Source organism: Streptococcus sp. 27098_8_73, from assembly GCF_041432495.1.
GTDB lineage: Bacteria > Bacillota > Bacilli > Lactobacillales > Streptococcaceae > Streptococcus.
In genome coordinates this window covers 44,689-65,110 of record NZ_JAPVZT010000009.1, presented here as the reverse complement: position 1 = coordinate 65,110, position 20,422 = coordinate 44,689, and the positions used below count along the sequence as shown (strand labels likewise).

The window sequence follows — 20,422 nt, the reverse complement described above, 5'->3', positions numbered from 1 at the left end:
TAACAGACTTAAGTTAAGTCTGTAAAAGAGTATGGAAGTAACTCCTTGACCGTCATCACGACCGTCGATTTATCTTTAGCGACCAAAGTCACTGGTAAATCCTGATTAAAAAATTCTGCCATTACTTGGCGGCAGGCACCACACGGGGAGATCGGTTTTTCCGTTTCTCCGTAAACAATTAATTCCTCAAAGTCTAAAAAGCCTTCAGAAACAGCTTTGAAAATGGCTGTTCGCTCTGCACAATTGGTCAAGCCGAAACTAGCATTTTCGATATTGACACCTGTGAAAACTTGTCCATTTTTAGCTACTAAAACGGCCCCGACAGGGAAATGAGAGTATGGAACATAGGCATTCTTCGTGGTTTCTACAACTAAATCAATCAAATTAGTAGTCGCCATTAGCCACGTCTCCCTCCATAATCGCTACACCAGAGGATGCTCCAATGCGAGTCGCACCAGCTTTGATAAAGGCAAGTGCATCTTCGTAAGAACGGGCACCGCCAGAAGCCTTGACTCCCATATCTGGCCCAACTGTTTTACGCATCAAAGCTACATCTGCAACGGTTGCACCACCAGTTGAGAAACCAGTGGATGTCTTGACAAAATCCGCCCCAGCTTTCTGAGCAAGCTGGCAAGCTTTCACTTTCTCATCATCTGTCAAGAGGCAGGTTTCAATAATGACCTTGACCAAGGTTCCTTTGGCAGCTTCCACAACAGCTCGAATGTCTCTTTCAACTAAGTCAAAGTTTCGAGACTTTAGAGCACCGATATTGATGACCATATCGATTTCATTCGCTCCGTTTTGGATTGCATCACTCGTTTCAAAAGCCTTGAGCTCCGGAGTATTTGCTCCCAGAGGAAAACCAATGACCGTACAGACTTTAACATCCGTAGCTTTTAGTGCTTGCGCAGCAAAATTCACCCAAGTCGGATTGACACAGACGCTCGCAAAATCGTATTTCTTTGCTTCCTCAATTAAGGTTTCAATCTGCTCCTGACTTGCATCAGGTTTCAAAAGCGTATGGTCAATGTATTTGTTTAATTTCATGTTGGATTCTCCTAGAATTAAGCGATCACTTCGACAATCTCGCTTACTGCAACGCTTTCACTACCTATTCTAACATTTTTTTGGAATTCTGTAACTAGTTCTTGAGAAATTTTTTCATTTGCGTAAATTTTTGCGACAATTTCCCCAATTTCGACTGTTTCGCCAACCTTCTTTTCGAACACGATTCCAGTTTCATAATCTAGTTTATCAGATTTGACGGCTCGACCTGCTCCTAATCTCATCGCAAACAAGCCAAATTCCATAGCTGGAAGCTCTGTGATATAACCAGATTGCTCTGCTCTCACTTCAGCCACATAAGCCGCTTGGGATGGTCGATACAATTCCTCTAGATCTCCACCTTGAGCCGCAATCATCTCTTCAAATTTTTTCAAAGCTGCTCCATTTGTCAAATGCTCTCTAATTTCAGAAACTGACTTCTCAACATTAGCCAAATCAAGCATAATCTGAGCGAGCTCGCAGATAAAGTCCGTAATATCCTCGCGTCCTTGTCCTTGAAGGATTCCCAGTGCTTCCAAGATTTCCAAACGATTGCCAATGCTAGTACCTAAAGGCTGGCTCATATCCGTAATGACTGCGACCGTTCTACGTCCGACAGCCTTGCCTAAATCTACCATGGTACGGGCTAGGACACGGGCATCCTCTAAATTTTTCATAAAGGCACCTTCACCGACGGTTACATCCAGCAAAATGCTGTCAGCACCAGCGGCGATTTTCTTGCTCATAACAGAGCTGGCAATCAAAGGAATAGTATCAACTGTAGCGGTCACATCACGTAGAGCATAGAGAAGCTTGTCTGCCTTGACCAGCTGGTCTGACTGACCGATGACGGATACACCAATATCCTGAACCTGCTTGATGAAATCTTCCTGACTGCGCTCTACTTGGTAGCCCTTGACAGACTCGAGCTTGTCTATAGTGCCACCCGTGTGTCCCAAACCTCGACCGCTCATCTTAGCAACAGGCACGCCAAAGCTAGCTACGAGAGGAGCCAAGATTAAGGTAACCTTATCTCCCACTCCACCAGTCGAATGCTTGTCGACCTTAATCCCTGAAATAGCTGACAGGTCAAACTGCTGGCCTGTCCCCACCATGGCCATGGTCAAATCAGAAATTTCCCTAGTAGTCATTCCCTTAAAGTAAACAGCCATAGCAAAGGCTGACATCTGGTAATCTGGCACTGTTCCAGCTACATACCCTTCAATCAGCCATTCAATCTCTTGACTGGACAACTCTAGTCCATTTCGTTTCTTTTGAATAATATCAACTGCCCGCATCTTTACTTCACACTCCTTAGGATATAATAGCCTTTGTCCTTCTTGAGAGTCTCGCAGTTGCCAAACACTTCTTCCATCTTGGCTTTAGCGCTGGGAGCTCCTTGTTTTTTTTGGATAACAATCGTCAAATCCCCATCCGCTAACAAGTGATCATAGCTACCTGAAATAACTTCATGCACCACCTGCTTACCAGCTCGAATCGGTGGATTGCTGATAATATGATGAAATTTTTCGGTCACCTGTTCGTAAACATTGGACTGGAAAATATCTGCAGATACTTGGTTCGCATCCGCATTTTTTCTAGCCAAGTCTAGTGCTCGCTGATTGATATCCACGAGAGTGACTTCCAGCTCTTGCGCTTTAGCCAGAGTCAAGCCCAGCGTTCCATAACCGCAGCCGACATCCAGCAGCGTCTCTTTTTTGTTAAATTCTAAGGCAGACAACAAAACTCGACTGCCATAATCAATCATTTTTTTGCTAAAGACACCAGCATCCGTTAAAAAGGTCATCTGTTGTCCTAATAGTTCCACTTTTAATTCATGAATGTCATGTTTGGCATCCGGATTTTCTGCAAAATACATTTTAGTCATAAAACCATTTTATCATAAATTTTCTAGATTTGTAAATCGTTTTCATTTCTCCAAAAGTATGTTATACTAAAATCCATCATATAGGAGTAACTTATGACAAACGAATTTCTTCATTTTGAAAAAATCAGCCGCCAAACTTGGCAGAATCTGCATCGAAAGAAAAACCCACCGCTCACTGAGTCCGAGCTCAATTCTATCAAGAGTTTCAATGACAAAATCAGTCTACAGGATGTAACAGATGTTTATCTACCTCTGACAAATCTCATTCAAATTTACAAACGTTCCAAAGAAGATCTCGCTTTTTCAAAAGGTATTTTTCTACAAAAGGAGAGTAAAAGGCAGCCCTTTATTATCGGAGTATCTGGCAGTGTTGCCGTTGGAAAATCAACGATTAGCCGCCTATTGCAAATTCTCCTATCACGGACTTTTACAAATGCCACCGTTGAATTAGTGACGACCGATGGCTTCCTCTATCCTAATCAAACCTTGATTGAATCAGACATTTTAAATCGCAAGGGCTTCCCTGAAAGCTATAATATGGAACTCTTGCTAGACTTTTTAGACCGCATTAAAAATGGTCAAAACTATGAAATTCCCGTCTACTCGCACGAAATTTATGATATTGTCCCAAATGAAAAGCAGGAAATTAAGGCAGCTGACTTTGTCATCGTAGAAGGTATCAACGTTTTCCAAAATCCGCAAAATGAACGCCTTTATATGACTGACTTTTTCGACTTCTCTATCTACGTTGATGCCGAAGTTGAAAATATCGAGTCTTGGTATCTAGATCGCTTTAAAAAATTATTGGCACTAGCCAAGCACGACACGGACAACTACTACCATCGCTTTACGACCCAACCCGAAGAAGAAGTCATGGCGCTGGCCCATAATATCTGGGAAACAATTAATCTGGTGAATCTATTAGACTATATTGAGCCAACTCGTAATAGGGCCGAAGTGATTTTGCACAAGGCTAGAAATCATGAAATTGACGAAATCTATCTAAAAAAATAATTTAGACTTGTCAAATCACAACTTTTCATATATAATTAGATAGTTAGTATTTTCAATGGAGGTGAATAACTTGGCAAACATTAAGTCAGCTATCAAACGCGCTGAATTGAACGTTAAACAAAACGAAAAAAACTCAGCTCAAAAATCAGCTATGCGTACTGCAATCAAAGCATTTGAAGCAAACCCGTCTGAAGAACTTTTCCGTGCTGCTAGCTCAGCTATCGATAAAGCAGAAACAAAAGGTTTGATCCACAAAAACAAAGCAAGCCGCGATAAAGCACGTCTTTCAGCTAAACTTGCTAAATAATGCATCGCGCATACAAAGGAGCTCCACGGAGCTTTTTTTGTTGCTCACTATAATTAGGAGAATGTATATGAAGATTGCTATCATCGGCTACTCAGGCTCTGGCAAGTCAACCTTAGCCCAGCAGTTAGGCCACTTTCACCATATTCCTGTGCTTCATCTGGACACGATTCAGTTTGAAGAAAACTGGCGGACTCGTAGCCATGACCAAGTCAAGGCTGATTTAGCGGATTTCCTCAAGCGAGAACAATCCTGGGTCATCGATGGCAACTACTCCTTCGCCTGCTTTGAGGAAAGGATGACGCAGGCTGATCAGATTATCTTTATGAACTTTTCTCGCTGGAACTGCCTCTATCGCGCCTTTAAACGCTATCTAAAATATCGAAATCAAACAAGAGAAAGCATGGCATCTGGCTGTACTGAAAGACTGGATTGGGAATTCATCCGCTGGATCCTTTGGGATGGCAGGACAAGAGAGACTAAAAATCTCTATCAAAAGGTTCGTCAGACCTATCCTGAGAAATTTATCGAATTGCAGAATCAAAAGCAATTATCAGACTATGTAAAAGAATCTGGGACAAAAGTCTAACCTTAAATATAAAAAGCGAACAAAACGGAGTTATCTGACACTCAGAATTCTGTCTTATTCACTTTTTTATCTAATCTATCAATTTTAAAAATTTATAATAAAGAATCCCTAAAATCAAAATCTTTTTGTCCCAGCCTCGTTCAGTCTTATTTGTCAAGAAAAATCAGAAGTATTCATCGATGAGGTAAAAAGGTGAAATTCCAACTTACAAAATTGTAAGAAAAATGAGAGAAATGTAAGCTAAAGAAATGGAAAGAAGAAACTCTTTCTTGTATCATAGGAAAGGAAAAAGGAGTATCCTATGAAAAAAATGATTGACAATAGCAGTTTGAAACTGCTGGCTATGCTTGCAATGCTGATTGACCATATCGCCTGGGTATCTTTTCCACTGGCTACCAATATGAATATTCTCTCTCCTAACTGGCTGGCCAATAGTATGCACATAATAGGCCGCCTGGCTTTTCCAGTCTTTGCCTTTTGTATTGCAGAAGGCTATCGGCACAGTCATGATGTGAGCACGTATATGAGACGATTGGGGCTGCTGGCTCTTATTAGTATCATCCCTTTCTCTCTGATGGGCTGGGTTACTGGTCTTGGCTTTATCATGCAAAATACGGTTGTTACTCTCTTTTTGGGGCTCTGTGCTCTTTATTACAGTGATCAGCAAACAGCAACCTGGAGAAAAGTTCTAATTATTCTACTCTGTTTTACTCTGTCCATTATCGCTGACGGCGGACTGACGGGAGGAGTTTTTGGTATCTATTCCTTTGCAAAGATTAAAGACCCAATCTTCCGAAAAATTGGCGGTGTCTTGGCATTGAACAGTGTGCAAATCCTAATTTTGGCCTTCAATTTCTCCTATGATGGTCTGGCTGATCTGGCTGCCACCTGTCTTCTGTTTCTCCTCGTGACCTCTTTCTACAACGGTCAAAAAGGGGCCAATATTGGAAAAGTATTTTACTGGTTTTATCCCCTTCATTTGCTCGCCCTGTCTCTGTTTCGAATTGCCTTTCTCTTATTTCTAATGTAGTTAATGAATGTATTAAAAGTTGCAGCAGAATACCTGTTAAGTTAATTCTTCTTTTGGTAAATCTAAATAATAGAGTAAAAGAGTCTGGGACAATAGTCTCTTTACTACAAAAAAGAGTTTGGGACAAAAATATTTCAATTTTTAAAATTCTTAATTATTAAGCCCTTCAAATCTATAATTAAATGCGAAAAGCGAACAAAGCAGAATTCTGATTACCAGAAAACTTGTTTTGTTCGCTTTCTATATTTGAGGTCGGACTTTTGTCCCAGCCTCCTTTTCTTATTCTTCTTTTACAAAAACCAATTCTTTAGCATCTGAAAGATCTGCTCGATAAGCAAAACCTGCAAAAGAGAGCTGTTTGATTTGGTCAAGATGATCGACCTGGGCTTCCATCAAAGCAGTCAAAAACTGCCCACGCGCTTTTTTAGAAATAGTAGAATGACTTTTAAGTTTCCCAGATGTTTCTTCTAAAAACTTGAACCGAAGCATCTTCTCTCTGACCGATTTTTCAAAAACATCTTCAAATTCACTAGACAATAGCGAAAGCAGCATATCCTCATCCGCTACTGCTTCTGTATAATCGTCCCGCCAAAATTTTTTCAGCGTTTGACCATTTGGCTTCAGCCCCACCAAAAAGTCCAGCCGATGAGGGGCAATCGGAGTAAGGGCAGGAATGACCCCATATAGACTAGAGGTTAACAGCAAATGCTCTTGAATGTAGGAGCTTTCCTCTTGTGTCCAATCTTTTCGCTTGATATTGCGATACATGAGCCCGTCAAATAAGTGCAAGGCTGGATAAGTCTCCGCTTCATTCTTGCTCAGATTTTGAATTCGCTGGTATTCTATTTCAGCCATCTGCGGACTGATTTTGTATAATTTTTCCAGCTCCTTTGCTGAAAATTGTAATAACTCTTCTATTATGATTTTGCTTTTGGGCGTCAACTGGGAGCGACCCAGCGAGCTCTGTTCTTCATTCATTTCTTTAGCAGTCGGAATTAAAATCTTCATATTTTACCTTTCTCATCTTGGATTCAGAGTCCATTTTCCTGTTTTCCTTACTCATGATTATAGCAAATTTTGGACTAATTGGATTTATTCTTGACTTTAATTTTCAAAAATGATATTATCTAGTTATCGAAACTAGATATTAGAAAGTTTGAAATTTGGAAACGAAAAATCTGTTCCCGAGATGGGATGAATTACCTGTTCTTGACCTGTATCTGGACCAAGTCCTACTCTACGTCAACAAGGTCTGCAAGCCAGCTTTTACTGCATCCGACAAAGGCTTGACTGCATCCATGATCAATAATTATGTCAAGCATGCCTATCTTGAAAAACCTTTAAAAAAGAAATACAATCGCCAGCAAGTTGCCCGCTTGATTGCTATTACAAGCTTGAAAACTGTTTTTTCCATTCAAGATATTGCTGCGACTTTGGATATGCTCAACGCTGAGACCCAGTCTGAAGAGCTCTACAATGACTTTGTGGATTATATGAACGGACGGAAGCTTGAAGTGACTCCGATCATTGCCAGTGCTTGTCAGACTTTAAAACTCTACCAGCAAACCCTTGCTTTTATCCAAGTACCCGAAAAGGAGGCCGATAACGATGAACTACGCGCTTAAACTCAGTAAACAACTCTCTTTTGGAGAGGAAATTGCCAATGCTGTCACTCATGCCGTCGGAGCTGTTTTGATGCTGATTCTTCTACCCATCTCTGCTATTTACAGCTATGAAGGGCATGGCCTCGTTTCTGCTGTTGGTACTTCTATCTTTGTCATTAGCCTTTTCCTCATGTTTCTTTCTTCTACCATTTACCACTCCATGTCCTATGGCTCTACCCACAAATACATCCTACGGATTATTGACCACTCCATGATTTATATCGCTATCGCAGGCAGCTATACGCCAGTCGTCCTTTCACTCATGAATGACTGGCGGGGTTATCTGATTATCGTGATTCAGTGGGGCACGACCATCTTTGGTATTCTCTACAAAATCTTTGCTAAGAAGGTTAATGAGAAATTCAGCCTAGCCCTCTATCTAATTATGGGTTGGCTGGTGATCTTTATCATCCCGCAAATTATCGGACAAACTGGACCAGTGTTTTGGGGACTCATGCTAGCAGGCGGTCTTTGCTACACAGTAGGTGCTGGTTTTTATGCCAAAAAGAAACCCTACTTCCACATGATTTGGCACCTCTTCATCCTAGCCGCTTCTGCCCTCCAGTACTTAGCTATTGTTTATTTCATGTAAAACTGCTTTTCAAGCAGTTTTTTCTATAGCATAAGGCAGCTCTTCAACCAATCCTGCAACAGGTCTGCACTAACCACCTCTCAAAAGTAAGAACTTTGAAATAATATAAATTTAAGCTTTCTCTGCTAAGATAAAGATAGAAAAGATGATCTCTGGCAATTAAATCTGCCAATTATGGAAGGGAAATGAATGACTATTTTATCAAAAATCCGCCCATCGCAGCCCCTGAAAGAGCTGAAATGGTTCGATATTCTTGTGATTACTCTGCTCATGTTTGGTCAGTTCATCTACACATCAACCGAACTTTATCTAGCTAGCTTTGCAACAACAGCGACGACAGCGGCAACTGAAACGGTCAGCAATACAGCTAGCGAAGGCGCAGCATTCTCAAGCAATTTCAATCTTCAGCTCCTGATGCTGGTCTTGACCATTCTATACCTATTGCTTCGGCGCTTCGACTTTAAGCAGCTTCCTATCCGTCTGAGCTGGTCAGTTCTCCTTTGGACTCCTCTTATTTTTGTAGTGGTAGGGTTCTTTGGTGACATTGTGACGACACTGAGTGGCGAGTATAATTACTTTGATTCAACCCTCTGGTCCTATATAGATTTACTGGAAATCTTCCGGAAATTTGCTGAACTGACACCTATGGCCATCCTCTACGGACTTCTCAATGGTTTCTATGAGGAATTCTTCTTTCTGGGTCTTATGACCTCAGTCAAGGATAAGTATAAGTGGTGGGCACTGGCCTACTCTACCATCATTCGGATTTCTTTCCATACTTATCAAGGAATGCTCTGGGCCTTGGTTATCGGAGTGGTCTATGGTCTCTTCTACTATTTTCTTTACAAGTACAAGGTCAAGAACCTCCTGCCTTTCTTTCTCATGCACGCCTTGGCGGATATGTTTGGCTCCAGCTTAATGTATGTCTTGATTAATTGGCGTTCCTAAAAGGATAAATATCAGCTAACAAAAAACTATAGAATAAATCGCAACTAAAAAGCTTAGAAGTAGGTAATCAAATCACCATGCTGCTAAGCTTTTTATTATTGTTATTTAGGAATTGAAACTAGCAATTTCGCTATCAAGTTTTTTCATATAATAGCGATAAATCAGATAAGAAACAAGTCCAGAAATCAAAATCAGCAGAAGGGAAAGGAGGTAGAGAACAGTGAGAGGCAGGGAGTATGAAATCACATAGAGAAGACCAATCACGATAATCACTCCAATAGTAAAGGCTAGTCCTAATAAGGTCTTACCCATACTATTATCTCGAGTCATCAGCTCGTTGACATTGGACCAGTTGGTCACTAAATGCTTATAATCCCGATGATAGCCCCAAGCGCTCCAAGCTAGGCTAGCCATAAACCAAACCAGCAGCATAACCAGAAAAGTCACTTGATGAACATGGAAGATAAGACTAGTCACCAACAGAAGAATCACTGGTAGAATGGACTGAATAGCAAATAGATACCAAAATTTGAGACGAACGTATTTTCTGAGCTCAAAAGGCAAAACCTTCAGATAATCAAAATTTTCCCGCTCCAAGGATAAACCAATAGAGGTCAGATTATTCCCACCCGAATTGAGGGTAGCGATGAACATAGATAGGAAGATAAGCGGAAGCAAAAATCGTGGAATCAAGAACGGGCTAACATCCAGACCTGCATTGATCGCCCCCATGACCATGCTAAAAATGATGATGTAAGGTATCAGTGCCGACATAAAGAGAGCCTGCAAGATGACCGAACCTTCACTCAGCAGCCGAATGTGATAGCGCCAGACGAACTTCTTGAAATTCTTGGCCTCGTCCATATTGATATCGTGCACACGCTCGCGTTTGCCTCCTGCTGCTCCTGTCATCAAGGCTGCTTCATAAAATTCTGGTATGACCTTGAACTTGACCACCAAAAAGAGCAGAACCGCCACAGCAAGCCAAGCTAAAATTCCTAAAATCGCAGTCAAGCTAAGAGGGTTGATGATAAAGTCGTAAAAGGCTACAACTGGCGGGAAATAAGGTGTAACCATTGTATTGCTGGCGATACTACGACTGTTCATTTGATTGATAAAGATATAGAGTCCTACCGAACCAAGGGAAACCAGCCCTAGAATCACATTGGATAGAATAGTCTTATACTTTCTAAAGAAAGCTGTCTTGGTGATAAAATGCACCAAAATCAAAATGATAAAGGTTATAACAGAGCTTAAAATTCCAATCGAAATCAAGGCCATAGGCAAGCCGACTAAGGGATTTCCGCCTTGAAGAGCTAGCACGATGAAATAGCTATACATGGGCAGAATTGCAATCAAGAGTGTCAGGACAACAGAGATACTCTTTCCGACAATGATTTCTGATTCACTAAAGGCATAGGGCCGATAGGACTGCAAATCCTTGCTTTCATAAAAGACATTATAGAAAACCAAGAAGCCCTGTGACATGGAAAATATAGCAAATACGGAGACCATATTGGCAAAAAGGCCCGGATTTCCTACCATGTGATTGAAGGCACTCATGATGCCAAAAATAACCAAGTAGACAAAACCCAAAATCAAGTACATGCGAATGGTCTTCTGAGAGACATTAACCTTGACCGAGGGATTCTTTTCCTGCTTCTTGCGGTATTGCTGCAACTGCGAAGCTTGAATCGCATAAAGAATATTGATATCAACCAATTTTTTAATGGCATTAAAGCGCATCTGGACTCACCTCTTCTCTGCGGCCAGCCAGACCTAGATAGATGGTTTCGAGGGATTGGTCTGGATGCTGGGCTTTCAAGTCTTCAACCGTTCCGTAGAATATCAGCTCTCCTTTTTTGAGAATGGCAATCTTGTCGCATAGCTGTTCAGCTACTTCTAACACGTGGGTTGAAAACAGAACTGTATTTCCCTTGTTAGCATGCTCACGCATCATCTGCTTGAGATCAAAAGCTGCCTGAGGATCCAATCCCGTCAAGGGCTCATCCAAAACCCAAATATCTGGATCGGACAAAAGGGCACCAATAACAAAGACCTTCTGCCGCATACCGTGTGAAAACGACTCAATCACTTCATAGCGATGGTTGGCAAAGTCAAAAATAGCCAGCAGTTCACCCAAACGAGCTTCTACTTCTGCCGTGGTCATATCGTAGGAAGTCGCTACTAGCTCCCAAAATTCATTAGCTGTCAGGCGCAAGAAAAGGTCAGGAGAATCAGCTACATAGCCGATTTTTTTCTTGATTTCTAAACGATTACTGGATAGCTCCTTGCCATCCACAAAAATTTGTCCCTGTGTCGGATTGATGACGCTGACCAAGGATTTAATGGTCGTTGACTTACCCGCTCCATTGTGACCAATCAGACCGACAATCTCACCGCTTTCCAAGGTCAGATTCAAATGGTTAAGCGCCAGCTTGCCATCATAGTCTTTTGTAACATCTCTAAATTCAATCATGAGAATCTCCTTTACTATGTTTTAAGCTTATTATACTATCTTAAAAGTTATTTGTCTTAAAATGAGCGAAAAAGTTCGGATTTTGCTTTGAAAGAATCCATAACTATCCTTTAGACCTTAAAAGATTGAGCATTCTCCAGCAGATAGAGCAAGAAATTGGGAATGGTTTCCAGCATGTCCTGCTCATAAACACGCTCAGTCAGCTGATGCAAATCTTTCCCCCATGGGCCTAGATTGATGCCGGGGATATGATTGGCCGCAATTTCTGGGAAATCCAGATGATAGAGATTCTCAGGAACAGGCATACTGGCAATCAGGTCCTGGTATTCAGCGGCAGGCTTCTCCAAGGCGCAGTAGCTAAGGTCACATATTCCCATAAAAAATTCGTCCACTTGGAGCTGACAACCAGCTTCCTTGTCCAGATAATCCCCATAAAGTTGAACGACCTTATCAATCATAATCGGACTATCTGACAAGCGGCGACAATTCATAGATGGATAGTAAGGCGGCGCGATCGCTAAGACAACCAAAGCTTCCTTACGGTCGTAGAAATCTAAAACCTTCTGGATATTTTGAATGCTGATTTCCTGATAGGAGGCACCCTCTTGCAGAGCCTGCTGTGCTTCTTCATAAATTTTCTTCAAGGTACCTTCAAAACCGATTTTTTCTTGGCATTCTTGCAGTAATTCCTGATAGGTCAGCACGCGCGGTTTCGCTACAAGCTTGCTTTCTCGATAGACTTTCTGAAGCTGACAGTAGTTTTGATAAAAGCAATCCACTGCTTCCTGACTGAGATTCTTTATGGTTGCCAGCAGGTCACTTGGACTCTTTTCTAAATAAAGGACGCTGAAATAGCCTGCAGCACGCAGCACAGTTGACACATCGTAATTTTCCTTCAAATCACGCAGATAAGACCAAGATGGCAAGGGCGAGCGTTCGCCGTAGGCTATGTCGGATAGAGCCGGATTAAGGTCAATTTTTTCAGCAACCTTGGCCAGCAAGGACAGGGCATTAATCCCCTTGAGTGGCTCTTTCATGTGAGAAAGGATACCCTGAGTCACGACAACTGGCATCAACTTGCCAACTGTTCCTATATGAAGCACCTTTTCCTCCGCTGACTGACTCTCAAAAGGCTCAGAATCCACGGCCAGAAGATAATGAAGGTGGAAACGCTCCTTTAATTCAGCAAGCAAGGCTGTTGCTGCCCGCATGCTTTGGGAATAGGACTCCTCATCTCCGACCGACAGATAGAGCAAATTGACCTGACCAGACTGTCTCTGACTGTATCTTTCCACCACTCCCAGCTGCAAGGCCAGAGCCGCCTTCATGTCGCAAGAGCCCCGACCGAACTGCCACTTGTCTGAGGCAATATCCGCTAAAAGATCTGAATCTGAAGAAATGGAGGGTAATTTTTCTTTAAGGGACTGATTATCAAAAGCCCAGTCTTTGAGACTGCCAAAGTCCTCAATGTCCACTGTATCATGATGATGAAAAAGAATCACGGTGTCAGCTGTATCTCGCTTGACCAAAGCCCAGTTGACACTGCGTTCATAAAAATCATTCGGAATCTGATAGCAGCCAAACAGCTCAGGATGCTCCTGAAAATAAGGAATCTCCCCTATCCGCTCCTGAAGAAAGGCTTCAATCTTCCGCTCAGAACTAGTATGGGTAAAACTTTCAATCGCCATACTTTGGTCAAAAATATCTTGAATATACTGTTTCATTCTTTCTACCTCTATATTGCTGGCACTTCTGACTTGCAGGCCAAGGCCAGCTGAAAGACGATAAGGCAAAAGCAGCCAATCTTTACCTAGTCAGGAATGTTTGGCTGCTTTCTTCTTGTAATGACTAACGATGAGAATATTTCTTAACGAGGCCAGACATACCGAATGTGCTGACAAGAAGCACCAAGCCAAGATAGAACATTCCTTTTTCTGAACGACTACCAGTTTTTGGCAAGGAAGCTGCGGCTTGTTGAGCTTGTTGAACAGCTGCCTGCTCCACTTGAGACGCTTCTGGTTGACTAGCCAATTGCTGCACCTGAGACACCACTTTCTGACTGCCTAATTGCTGCACATGGTCAGTCACGCCTTTCTCATCTTCTTTACGTCCAACCCTCGAATCGACTGACGGCGCTCCTTGTTGCGGTTCCTGTCTATCAAAGATATATTCTGGAACTTCTCTGATTTCTGGTGCAACTAGTTTTTCCCCAAGAATTTCAGGTAAGTTAGCATATTCCGTATCAAGGGCACTCGCTACATAATCAGCTTTTTGAGAACGACTAGCTTCCACAGTCGGTACTAGCGCACTAATAGAATCCATCTTGAAAGTCACCGCATACTGACGCTTAATCGTCAAGTCGCTAGGGTCATAGGTATTGAAGACCAGAGCCAGCTTGTGGCCCTTTTTCACCGTGTAAAGATTCGGCTGCAAATACATGGTATAATCATGGAATTGGCCGACTTTTGGCTTAATACTTTTTTCTGAACTAGACGGTGTATAGCCTGATTCTGGATTGGCTAAGTTTAGCCATCCCTTAGCAATCACCTTGTATTTAGTTTTGATTGTCGCAAAGTTTTTAACATCCAGATTGCTGAGATTGCTACCCATCCAGAAGTCACCAGCCTTGCTGTCATCACTAGCAGCACCATTTCCAACAACATCAAACTCTTGGTCTGATACATCTACCAAGAGCGCATTGACCTGCAGATTTCTGCCACTGCCCTTGGCCAAAGCTGCCTTGAAGTGAACCGGAATATGGCCTTTGATAGTCGTATCTTCTTTGACTTCTGTCATAAAGGTCATGCTAGCCTTAGAAGATCCTTGACTGACAGTTTCATCTCGCTTGCTAGTGTCAATCCCAGCCCCCGCATAGTCACTGGAAATGGTTTCTTCTAGACGTTTGGACTTAGCTGTCAAAATCAAACGATTAGTGCTTTTCCAATTGTCATAGCTCGTCCATTTATTTGGATCGTAGTTATTTTGTGCCAAAACAGCAGGAAGCTTGCTAACATCGTTCTTGACATCGTAAAGATAATGAGAGAACCAAGTATTGAGCAAGTCGTAGAAATCTTGATTGTTGGCCTTGATACCATAACCTCGAGAGATAGCTGCTGGATGGACATGGTCTCCTTGGTGGAGGTAGAGTTTTACGTTTTGTCCCGCTTTTTTCAAGACATCATACATAAGCTCAAATTGTTTGGTTTTGACATTGTCATCATTTAAGCCATGTACCAGCAGGGCACTAGTCTTTATCTTTCCTGAATTTAGGGTATAATCGCGTTCCCGCCAAACTTGGCTATAATTGCGACCGTGAGCTTTTTGGTCCTTGTTTAGCTGATTGATGTAGTCAGCATACTTGTTCCAGATTGAAGCCCAATCGTCTTGATCAAGCATCCGAGTAGAAACGTAGAGTGACAGCCAAGACAGATCACTGTATGGCGGATTGCTGTAGGCTGTTCCTTGACTATTAAAATAATCATACCAGCTAGCAATTCCTGCGGCTGGAACGATGGTTCTCAGACCTTCTACACCCGTTGTTGCCACACCGAAAGTTGTCGTACCGGCCCAAGATAGGCCTGTCATGCCGACCTTGCCATTGGCCCAGTCAGCCTTGATTTCAATATTGCTAGTTCTGTCCGTGTAGGCTGTTCGTTTACCGTTGATCCATTCGACAATATTTTTAAAGGCTTCTACTTCCAAATCAGATCCAGTTGTATTGAAGCCTTCTGAACCCTTAGTACCCAGACCAGCACTGGAAACAAAGGCATAGCCGCGCACTAGGAAGTAATCATACCAGTTCAAATTCTCGTAATCATGAATCCCTTCATAAGGGCTATAATAGTACCAATCTGACGCTTTGGCCTTCTTTGCCGCATCAATACTGCTCATGCTAGAAACCGGTTGGCGCTTAGCGGGCTTATTGTGCAAACTCTTCATATCATAAGAACCGTTTGTCGGCAGATTGAGGCTTTCTAAGGTCACATAGTTTTCATCCAAAGTCCCTGCGACGTAAGGACGAGCTTCTAAAATTGTCGAAGCCTTAAAATCGCCTTGGGCTACTGCTTTAGGAAGTTGTACGATAGCCTTGACGAGGTCCCGCTTTCCATCTCCATCCGTATCATGATCCGTCTCAACATAAACAGGAAAACGGACGATGTCGCTTTTCTCATACGAATAGTCTTTATCTTCCTTAGCTCCACTGCTGTATGGGAAAATTGGCTGCGCCCGACCATTCAAAAAGAGCGGTGCTTTCTTTTCAGCACGATAGGCATCATGCAGCCGCTTGGCAACAGCATACATAGTCTGCAGATTGCTTCCCTGTACACGGGCTGTCAAATCAGCCTCTTTGTCAATCATTCCCATGCTCTTGGCTAGATTCACTCTATCTTGAGCACTGGTGCCTAGCTGAGATTCATTGACGGCTGCCCATTTCAGTAGTTCATCGACTGCTTCTTGTAGGGTCAATTCCTTATCAGCCAAGGCTGGATTTGAAAGACTTCCCGTATAAACGGACAGGTCTTGTCCTTTGGCAGTAGCAGGCACAGCAGAAGGCACTAAGCTAGCCTCTTGAGCCCAAGCTAAAGGTGGCGACTCCAATGATGAAGTAGGCTTTTCAGAGTCCACAACTGATTTTTCAGCAGTGACCGATTCCTCTTCTTGCTTTTCTGGTCTTGCAGTAACCGACGATTCCTTGCTTTCAACCTCTAAAACTGCTGGCTGCTGGACTGAAGATATAGGCTCAGATGGCTTTGCGACAGCTTCTGTATGAAGAATCTCCTTGCTTTCGACATTCGCCTGACTCGCCTCATCGGCTTGAACAACTTGGCCTAGGGCCAAAGGCGCAAATAACGAGACTGATAAGAGTAACCTCACTAGTCCTCTCTTTTTCATAAAGAACCCCTTTCTTTTTATAAAGTTTATTACTTGTCCATTATACTATGTAAGCGTTTCAAATTCAATGCTAGTTTTAGCTTATCATCAAAAAATATAAAATTAACTTGTATAAACGTTTGTATCATCATTCTTCTTTTGGTAAAATAGACCCATCCCAAGAATGTGAGGTATCTCGTATGGAAAATCAAACATTAATGCAATATTTTGAATGGTACTTACCAAATGATGGACAACATTGGAATCGCTTGGCGGAGGATGCTCCTCATCTAGCATCAAAAGGCATCCGCAAGATTTGGATGCCGCCAGCTTTCAAAGCAACAGGCTCAAATGATGTCGGCTATGGAGTTTATGATCTCTTCGACCTAGGCGAGTTTGACCAAAAAGGAACTGTCCGCACCAAATATGGTTTTAAGGAAGACTACCTAAATGCTATCCAAACTCTCAAATCCAATGGCATTGAACCCATGGCTGATGTGGTTCTGAATCACAAGGCTGCCGCAGACTACAAAGAGCGTTTTACTGTCGTTGAAGTGGATCCTAACGACCGAACAAAGGTTTTGTCAGAACCTTTCGAAATCAAAGGCTGGACTAAGTTTGTCTTCCCAGGCCGCAAAAAGACCTACAATGACTTTGAATGGCATTGGTACCACTTTACCGGTACGGACTATGATGCCAAAAACAACAAGTCCGGTATTTATCTCATCCAAGGAGACAATAAAGGCTGGGCGGATGATGAGTTAGTGGACAATGAAAACGGAAACTACGACTATCTCATGTATGCCGATATTGACTTCAAGCATCCAGAGGTCATCCAAAATCTCTACGACTGGGCCTACTGGTTTATCGAAACAACTGGCGTTCAAGGATTTCGTTTGGATGCTGTTAAGCACATTGACTCCTTCTTCATGAGAAATTTTATCCGCGATATAACTGCAAAATACGGTGAGGATTTCTATGTCTTTGGGGAATTTTGGAATAGCGATGAGACGGCTAATAACGACTATCTAAAAAATATTGAATACCGTTTTGATCTTGTTGACGTCAAGCTCCACCATAATTTCTTTGACGCTAGCATAGCTGGGGCAGACTTTGACCTACGGACAATTTTTGATCAGACGCTTGCCAAGAATCATCCTGAATCAGCCGTGACCTTCGTGGACAATCACGACACTCAGCGAGGTCAAGCTCTGGAGTCCACCGTCGAAGAATGGTTCAAGCCAGCAGCCTATGCTCTCATCCTGCTACGAGAGGAGGGACTGCCTTGCGTCTTTTATGGCGACTACTATGGTATTAGTGGAGAATTTGCTCAAGAGAGCTTCCAAGAAGTGCTGGACAAGCTCTTGGATATTCGTCTCAACCTAGCTTACGGTGAGCAGACTGACTACTTTGACGATGCCAACTGTATCGGCTGGACTCGTCAAGGCAAGGACGGTGTGCAGCCAATCGCTGTCCTTGTCAGCAATGACCAAGCCAGCAACAAACGTATGCTGGTCGGTTCAGAATGGGCAGGTAGAGAATTCAGCGATTATCTGGGCAATAGTTCTCAAATCGTGACCATTGACGAAGAAGGCTGGGGAGAATTTCCAGTGGAGGAAAAGTCAGTCAGTGTCTGGTCTGTCAAATAATCTGTATATTCAAAAACGAGAGGGAATCTTTCCTTCTCGTTTTTCTAGTATTCAAGCTCATATAAAACTTGCTATTTTAAAAATTGCTTTATTTTTTCTGCCAACTCATCACTGGCGTAATCATGCACATAGTGAGGGCAGTCCAATAGAATCAGCTCTGTCTGTGGATGCTGCGTTGCAAAATCCTTCTGGAAACCCTGCCACTCTTCCTGACTGTAGCCAGTCCCTTGGCCATTTGAAGAAAAGAGCAAGATCGGTAGTTCAGGAAGCTTTTCCTTCGAAACCAGCTCAGCATTTTGCTTGACCTGAGTGACCTCTTCATAAACAGCATTTGACAATGGACGACGATAGAAAAGAGCCTTGTATGCTTGCTTTTCTTCTACTGTCAAATCACCAGCCGCAAGAGCGGGAACCTGCTTGTCAGCATCATAAAATACCCGACTTAAGCCTAAATTAGCAGCCATTTGTAAACCTTTATAAGCCCATGGATAGAGGTTCAAATCGTTGTAAGAACTTGGCAAGGCCATATCTAGTCCGATAATAGCTTGGACTTCTTCAGGATATGTTGCAATCCAATGAAGCACTTCTAATCCGGCCATAGAGTGTGCTACCAAAGTATATGGACCTGTGATTTCAGCCTTTTTCAAAGCCTGCCTCGTCTGGGCAAGTACCGTGTCAATATCTCTGCTATCCCCTTGGCTGTCATCACTGAAGCCATAGCCTAAGCGTTCAACAATAACAACCCGATAGTCTTTTTCCAATTTAGAATAGAGGGTCTTAAAGTCAAGAATAGGAGACGTTGTGCCACCACCCGCCAAAAAGACCAGCGTCGACTCTCCCTGACCAGTTACATAGACATTCATATTCTTGCCGTCTACTTGAACCTGGCGACCTGCGGGTTTATCCAGCAATTTCTGCTCTTTAGTCAGGCAGATTCGATGATAAGTAAAGATTAAGGCCAGAGCACTGATGATTGTAAAAAGCAAACATAGAAAGAATTTCTTCAAATACCTGAACATCATAAATTTCCAAATATTTTTAAGCATCTACGAAAATTTAACCAATTGAACAAGAACAGCCATTCTGATTTCCCATAGGATACTCAGATCTCTGCCTTTTATTCAAGGCTAGATACCCTACTATTACTTCACCAAGCCACTTCTTAGATAAGCGTCCACCATGCGCTCAGTTGCAACGACCGAGTCAATATGCGTGCGCTCATAAGAGTGGCTGGATTCGATGCCAGCGCCTAGCAAGGCATGCTTGACTTCTGCTCCTGCGCTCATGGCTGCCGAGGCGTCTGACCCGTAAAATGGATAGATGTCAAGTTTGTAAGGAATGCCCTGCTCCTTGGCTAAATTTACCAAATGCTGGCGGAAAGCATAGTGATAAGGCCCTGAAGCATCCTTGACACAGATGGAAACCGTGTACTCATCTGTCTGCTGGTCGTCACCCATCGCCCCCATATCAACTGCCAAATACTCTACCGCTTGCTCCGACAGACTGGAATTAGCCCCGTGGCCGACTTCTTCAAAAACACTGAAAGCAAAATGAGTCGTCACTGGCAGCTGAATATTTTCCTCTTTGTAGACGCGCAAAAGATTGAGCAAAATAGCTGCGCTGACCTTGTCGTCAAGAAAGCGGGACTTGATGAAGCCTGTCTCGGTAACTATAGTACGCGGATCAAAGGAAATAAAATCACCCACTTCGATTCCTAAATCCCGCGTTTCTTTCTCACTTGTCACCTTTTCATCCAAACGGACTTCCATATTATCCTGAGTACGTTCAACCGTCCCTGCATCCTTATAGACATGGCAGGATGTCTGGTGAACTAAGATTGTGCCGCTGATAGTCTTGCCACTGCTGGCCACATGGACTAGACAGTTTTCTCCTTCAATCATGTTCCAAGGGAAACCGCCAATTCGATCCAGCTTGAGACGACCATCTGGCTTGATTGCACGCACAATAGCCCCCAGAGTATCCACATGAGCCGTCACAACCCGATGCTGGGCATCATTTTCGCCCTTAACCACAACATGAACGCCGCCTTTATTGGTCCGGACAGGCTCATAGCCCAATCTTTCAAGCGTTTTTACCAAATAGTCTGCCACCTCAGCCGTAAAACCTGTTGGGGAAGGAATAGCCGTTAATTCTTGTAAATATTGAACAGTTTGATTCATCATAACTCCTTTAGATCATTTATACTGTCAATTATAGCATAAATCTGCTGTCAAATATCGTCCTGACTGGCTCTTTTCTCCTGATTTTAGATTGCTTTAGCAAGTTCTTCGAAGAAATTAAAAAATCTATACAAAAATACTCTTCTCTAAGCATGTATCAATCTCAGAG

Annotated in this window: 19 protein-coding genes; 8 read left to right on the top strand and 11 right to left on the bottom strand. The window is 42.7% G+C overall.

The features are described 5' to 3' along the window. Positions 1-8: 8 nt before the first annotated feature. From O3651_RS07275 to O3651_RS07260, 4 genes are read right to left on the bottom strand one after another with little or no spacing between them, the layout of a single operon-like run. Entirely contained in the window at positions 9-398 is a 390-nt protein-coding gene (locus O3651_RS07275) for a cytidine deaminase (protein WP_005590143.1), read from the bottom strand. Then, on the bottom strand, positions 385-1,047 hold the full coding sequence (gene deoC, locus O3651_RS07270; protein WP_148888141.1) for a deoxyribose-phosphate aldolase: 663 nt from the start codon (positions 1,045-1,047) through the stop codon (positions 385-387). The genes O3651_RS07275 and deoC overlap by 14 nt, the downstream gene beginning before the upstream one ends. A gap of 17 nt (positions 1,048-1,064) precedes the next feature. Further along, entirely contained in the window at positions 1,065-2,342 is a 1,278-nt protein-coding gene (locus O3651_RS07265) for a pyrimidine-nucleoside phosphorylase (protein WP_148888140.1), read from the bottom strand. 2 nt (positions 2,343-2,344) lie between these two features. Further along, positions 2,345-2,932: a class I SAM-dependent methyltransferase gene (locus tag O3651_RS07260; RefSeq protein ID WP_148888139.1), complete on the bottom strand. Its 588-nt coding sequence runs from the start codon at positions 2,930-2,932 to the stop codon at positions 2,345-2,347. Between the two features lie 93 nt (positions 2,933-3,025). Here O3651_RS07260 and coaA point away from each other — a divergent pair, with 93 nt between their 5' ends. The 4 genes from coaA (at position 3,026) to O3651_RS07240 (ending at position 5,869) form a co-directional block, all read left to right on the top strand. Further along, entirely contained in the window at positions 3,026-3,946 is a 921-nt protein-coding gene (coaA, locus tag O3651_RS07255) for a type I pantothenate kinase (RefSeq protein WP_148888138.1), read from the top strand. Between the two features lie 70 nt (positions 3,947-4,016). Next, the gene (gene rpsT / locus O3651_RS07250; RefSeq protein ID WP_001274000.1) at positions 4,017-4,253 is read left to right on the top strand and encodes a 30S ribosomal protein S20; all 237 of its coding nucleotides are present in this window, start codon (positions 4,017-4,019) and stop codon (positions 4,251-4,253) included. A gap of 67 nt (positions 4,254-4,320) precedes the next feature. Beyond that, positions 4,321-4,839, top strand: a complete 519-nt coding sequence (locus O3651_RS07245; protein ID WP_371610046.1) for a DNA topology modulation protein — start codon at positions 4,321-4,323, stop codon at positions 4,837-4,839. A gap of 301 nt (positions 4,840-5,140) precedes the next feature. Further along, on the top strand, positions 5,141-5,869 hold the full coding sequence (locus O3651_RS07240; RefSeq protein WP_371610045.1) for a TraX family protein: 729 nt from the start codon (positions 5,141-5,143) through the stop codon (positions 5,867-5,869). Positions 5,870-6,148: 279 nt separating this feature from the next. Here O3651_RS07240 and yaaA read toward each other — a convergent pair whose 3' ends face one another. After that, on the bottom strand, positions 6,149-6,877 hold the full coding sequence (yaaA, locus tag O3651_RS07235; protein WP_371610044.1) for a peroxide stress protein YaaA: 729 nt from the start codon (positions 6,875-6,877) through the stop codon (positions 6,149-6,151). 155 nt (positions 6,878-7,032) lie between these two features. On the opposite strand from yaaA, the gene O3651_RS07230 reads away from it, so the two are divergent. From O3651_RS07230 to O3651_RS07220, 3 genes are all read left to right on the top strand, one after another. Next, positions 7,033-7,494 carry a DUF1836 domain-containing protein gene (locus O3651_RS07230; RefSeq protein WP_179856437.1) on the top strand — a complete coding sequence of 154 codons (462 nt, stop codon included), beginning with the start codon at positions 7,033-7,035 and terminating at the stop codon, positions 7,492-7,494. Further along, positions 7,478-8,125, top strand: a complete 648-nt coding sequence (locus O3651_RS07225; RefSeq protein WP_005590131.1) for a hemolysin III family protein — start codon at positions 7,478-7,480, stop codon at positions 8,123-8,125. The genes O3651_RS07230 and O3651_RS07225 overlap by 17 nt, the downstream gene beginning before the upstream one ends. Before the next feature lie 189 nt (positions 8,126-8,314). Beyond that, the gene (locus tag O3651_RS07220; RefSeq protein WP_005590130.1) at positions 8,315-9,073 is read left to right on the top strand and encodes a CPBP family intramembrane glutamic endopeptidase; all 759 of its coding nucleotides are present in this window, start codon (positions 8,315-8,317) and stop codon (positions 9,071-9,073) included. A 105-nt stretch (positions 9,074-9,178) separates the two neighbouring features. On the opposite strand, the gene O3651_RS07215 is transcribed toward O3651_RS07220, so the two are convergent. The 4 genes from O3651_RS07215 to O3651_RS07200 form a co-directional block, all read right to left on the bottom strand. Further along, positions 9,179-10,819, bottom strand: coding sequence for a hypothetical protein (locus tag O3651_RS07215; protein WP_371610043.1), 1,641 nt, complete (start codon positions 10,817-10,819; stop codon positions 9,179-9,181). Continuing rightward, complete coding sequence (locus O3651_RS07210; RefSeq protein WP_371610042.1) at positions 10,809-11,552, bottom strand: ABC transporter ATP-binding protein; 744 nt, start codon at positions 11,550-11,552, stop codon at positions 10,809-10,811. The genes O3651_RS07215 and O3651_RS07210 overlap by 11 nt, the downstream gene beginning before the upstream one ends. Before the next feature lie 110 nt (positions 11,553-11,662). After that, positions 11,663-13,276, bottom strand: coding sequence for a M20/M25/M40 family metallo-hydrolase (locus O3651_RS07205; protein ID WP_371610041.1), 1,614 nt, complete (start codon positions 13,274-13,276; stop codon positions 11,663-11,665). Between the two features lie 124 nt (positions 13,277-13,400). Next, positions 13,401-16,445 carry a CocE/NonD family hydrolase gene (locus O3651_RS07200; protein ID WP_371610040.1) on the bottom strand — a complete coding sequence of 1,015 codons (3,045 nt, stop codon included), beginning with the start codon at positions 16,443-16,445 and terminating at the stop codon, positions 13,401-13,403. Positions 16,446-16,624: 179 nt separating this feature from the next. Between O3651_RS07200 and O3651_RS07195 the strand changes: the two genes are divergently transcribed. Next, positions 16,625-18,073 (top strand): alpha-amylase, encoded by a 1,449-nt coding sequence (locus tag O3651_RS07195; protein WP_371610039.1) that lies wholly within the window; start codon positions 16,625-16,627, stop codon positions 18,071-18,073. 71 nt (positions 18,074-18,144) lie between these two features. On the opposite strand, the gene O3651_RS07190 is transcribed toward O3651_RS07195, so the two are convergent. Both O3651_RS07190 and O3651_RS07185 read right to left on the bottom strand, forming a co-directional pair. Next, entirely contained in the window at positions 18,145-19,059 is a 915-nt protein-coding gene (locus tag O3651_RS07190) for an alpha/beta fold hydrolase (RefSeq protein ID WP_371610038.1), read from the bottom strand. A gap of 156 nt (positions 19,060-19,215) precedes the next feature. After that, complete coding sequence (locus O3651_RS07185) at positions 19,216-20,253, bottom strand: M42 family metallopeptidase (protein WP_371610062.1); 1,038 nt, start codon at positions 20,251-20,253, stop codon at positions 19,216-19,218. Between the last annotated feature and the right edge of the window lie 169 nt (positions 20,254-20,422).

Excerpts from the sequence above, each read along its gene's own strand:
- O3651_RS07260 (WP_148888139.1), bottom strand. The coding sequence starts at position 2,932 with ATGACTAAAATGTATTTTGCAGAAAATCCGGATGCCAAACATGACATT.
- O3651_RS07275 (WP_005590143.1), bottom strand. The coding sequence starts at position 398 with ATGGCGACTACTAATTTGATTGATTTAGTTGTAGAAACCACGAAGAAT.
- O3651_RS07245 (WP_371610046.1), top strand. The coding sequence starts at position 4,321 with ATGAAGATTGCTATCATCGGCTACTCAGGCTCTGGCAAGTCAACCTTA.
- O3651_RS07185 (WP_371610062.1), bottom strand. The coding sequence starts at position 20,253 with ATGAATCAAACTGTTCAATATTTACAAGAATTAACGGCTATTCCTTCC.
- O3651_RS07195 (WP_371610039.1), top strand. The coding sequence starts at position 16,625 with ATGGAAAATCAAACATTAATGCAATATTTTGAATGGTACTTACCAAAT.
- coaA (WP_148888138.1), top strand. The coding sequence starts at position 3,026 with ATGACAAACGAATTTCTTCATTTTGAAAAAATCAGCCGCCAAACTTGG.
- O3651_RS07200 (WP_371610040.1), bottom strand. The coding sequence starts at position 16,445 with ATGAAAAAGAGAGGACTAGTGAGGTTACTCTTATCAGTCTCGTTATTT.
- O3651_RS07215 (WP_371610043.1), bottom strand. The coding sequence starts at position 10,819 with ATGCGCTTTAATGCCATTAAAAAATTGGTTGATATCAATATTCTTTAT.
- O3651_RS07265 (WP_148888140.1), bottom strand. The coding sequence starts at position 2,342 with ATGCGGGCAGTTGATATTATTCAAAAGAAACGAAATGGACTAGAGTTG.
- O3651_RS07210 (WP_371610042.1), bottom strand. The coding sequence starts at position 11,552 with ATGATTGAATTTAGAGATGTTACAAAAGACTATGATGGCAAGCTGGCG.
- deoC (WP_148888141.1), bottom strand. The coding sequence starts at position 1,047 with ATGAAATTAAACAAATACATTGACCATACGCTTTTGAAACCTGATGCA.
- O3651_RS07225 (WP_005590131.1), top strand. The coding sequence starts at position 7,478 with ATGAACTACGCGCTTAAACTCAGTAAACAACTCTCTTTTGGAGAGGAA.
- O3651_RS07205 (WP_371610041.1), bottom strand. The coding sequence starts at position 13,276 with ATGAAACAGTATATTCAAGATATTTTTGACCAAAGTATGGCGATTGAA.
- O3651_RS07240 (WP_371610045.1), top strand. The coding sequence starts at position 5,141 with ATGAAAAAAATGATTGACAATAGCAGTTTGAAACTGCTGGCTATGCTT.
- O3651_RS07220 (WP_005590130.1), top strand. The coding sequence starts at position 8,315 with ATGACTATTTTATCAAAAATCCGCCCATCGCAGCCCCTGAAAGAGCTG.
- yaaA (WP_371610044.1), bottom strand. The coding sequence starts at position 6,877 with ATGAAGATTTTAATTCCGACTGCTAAAGAAATGAATGAAGAACAGAGC.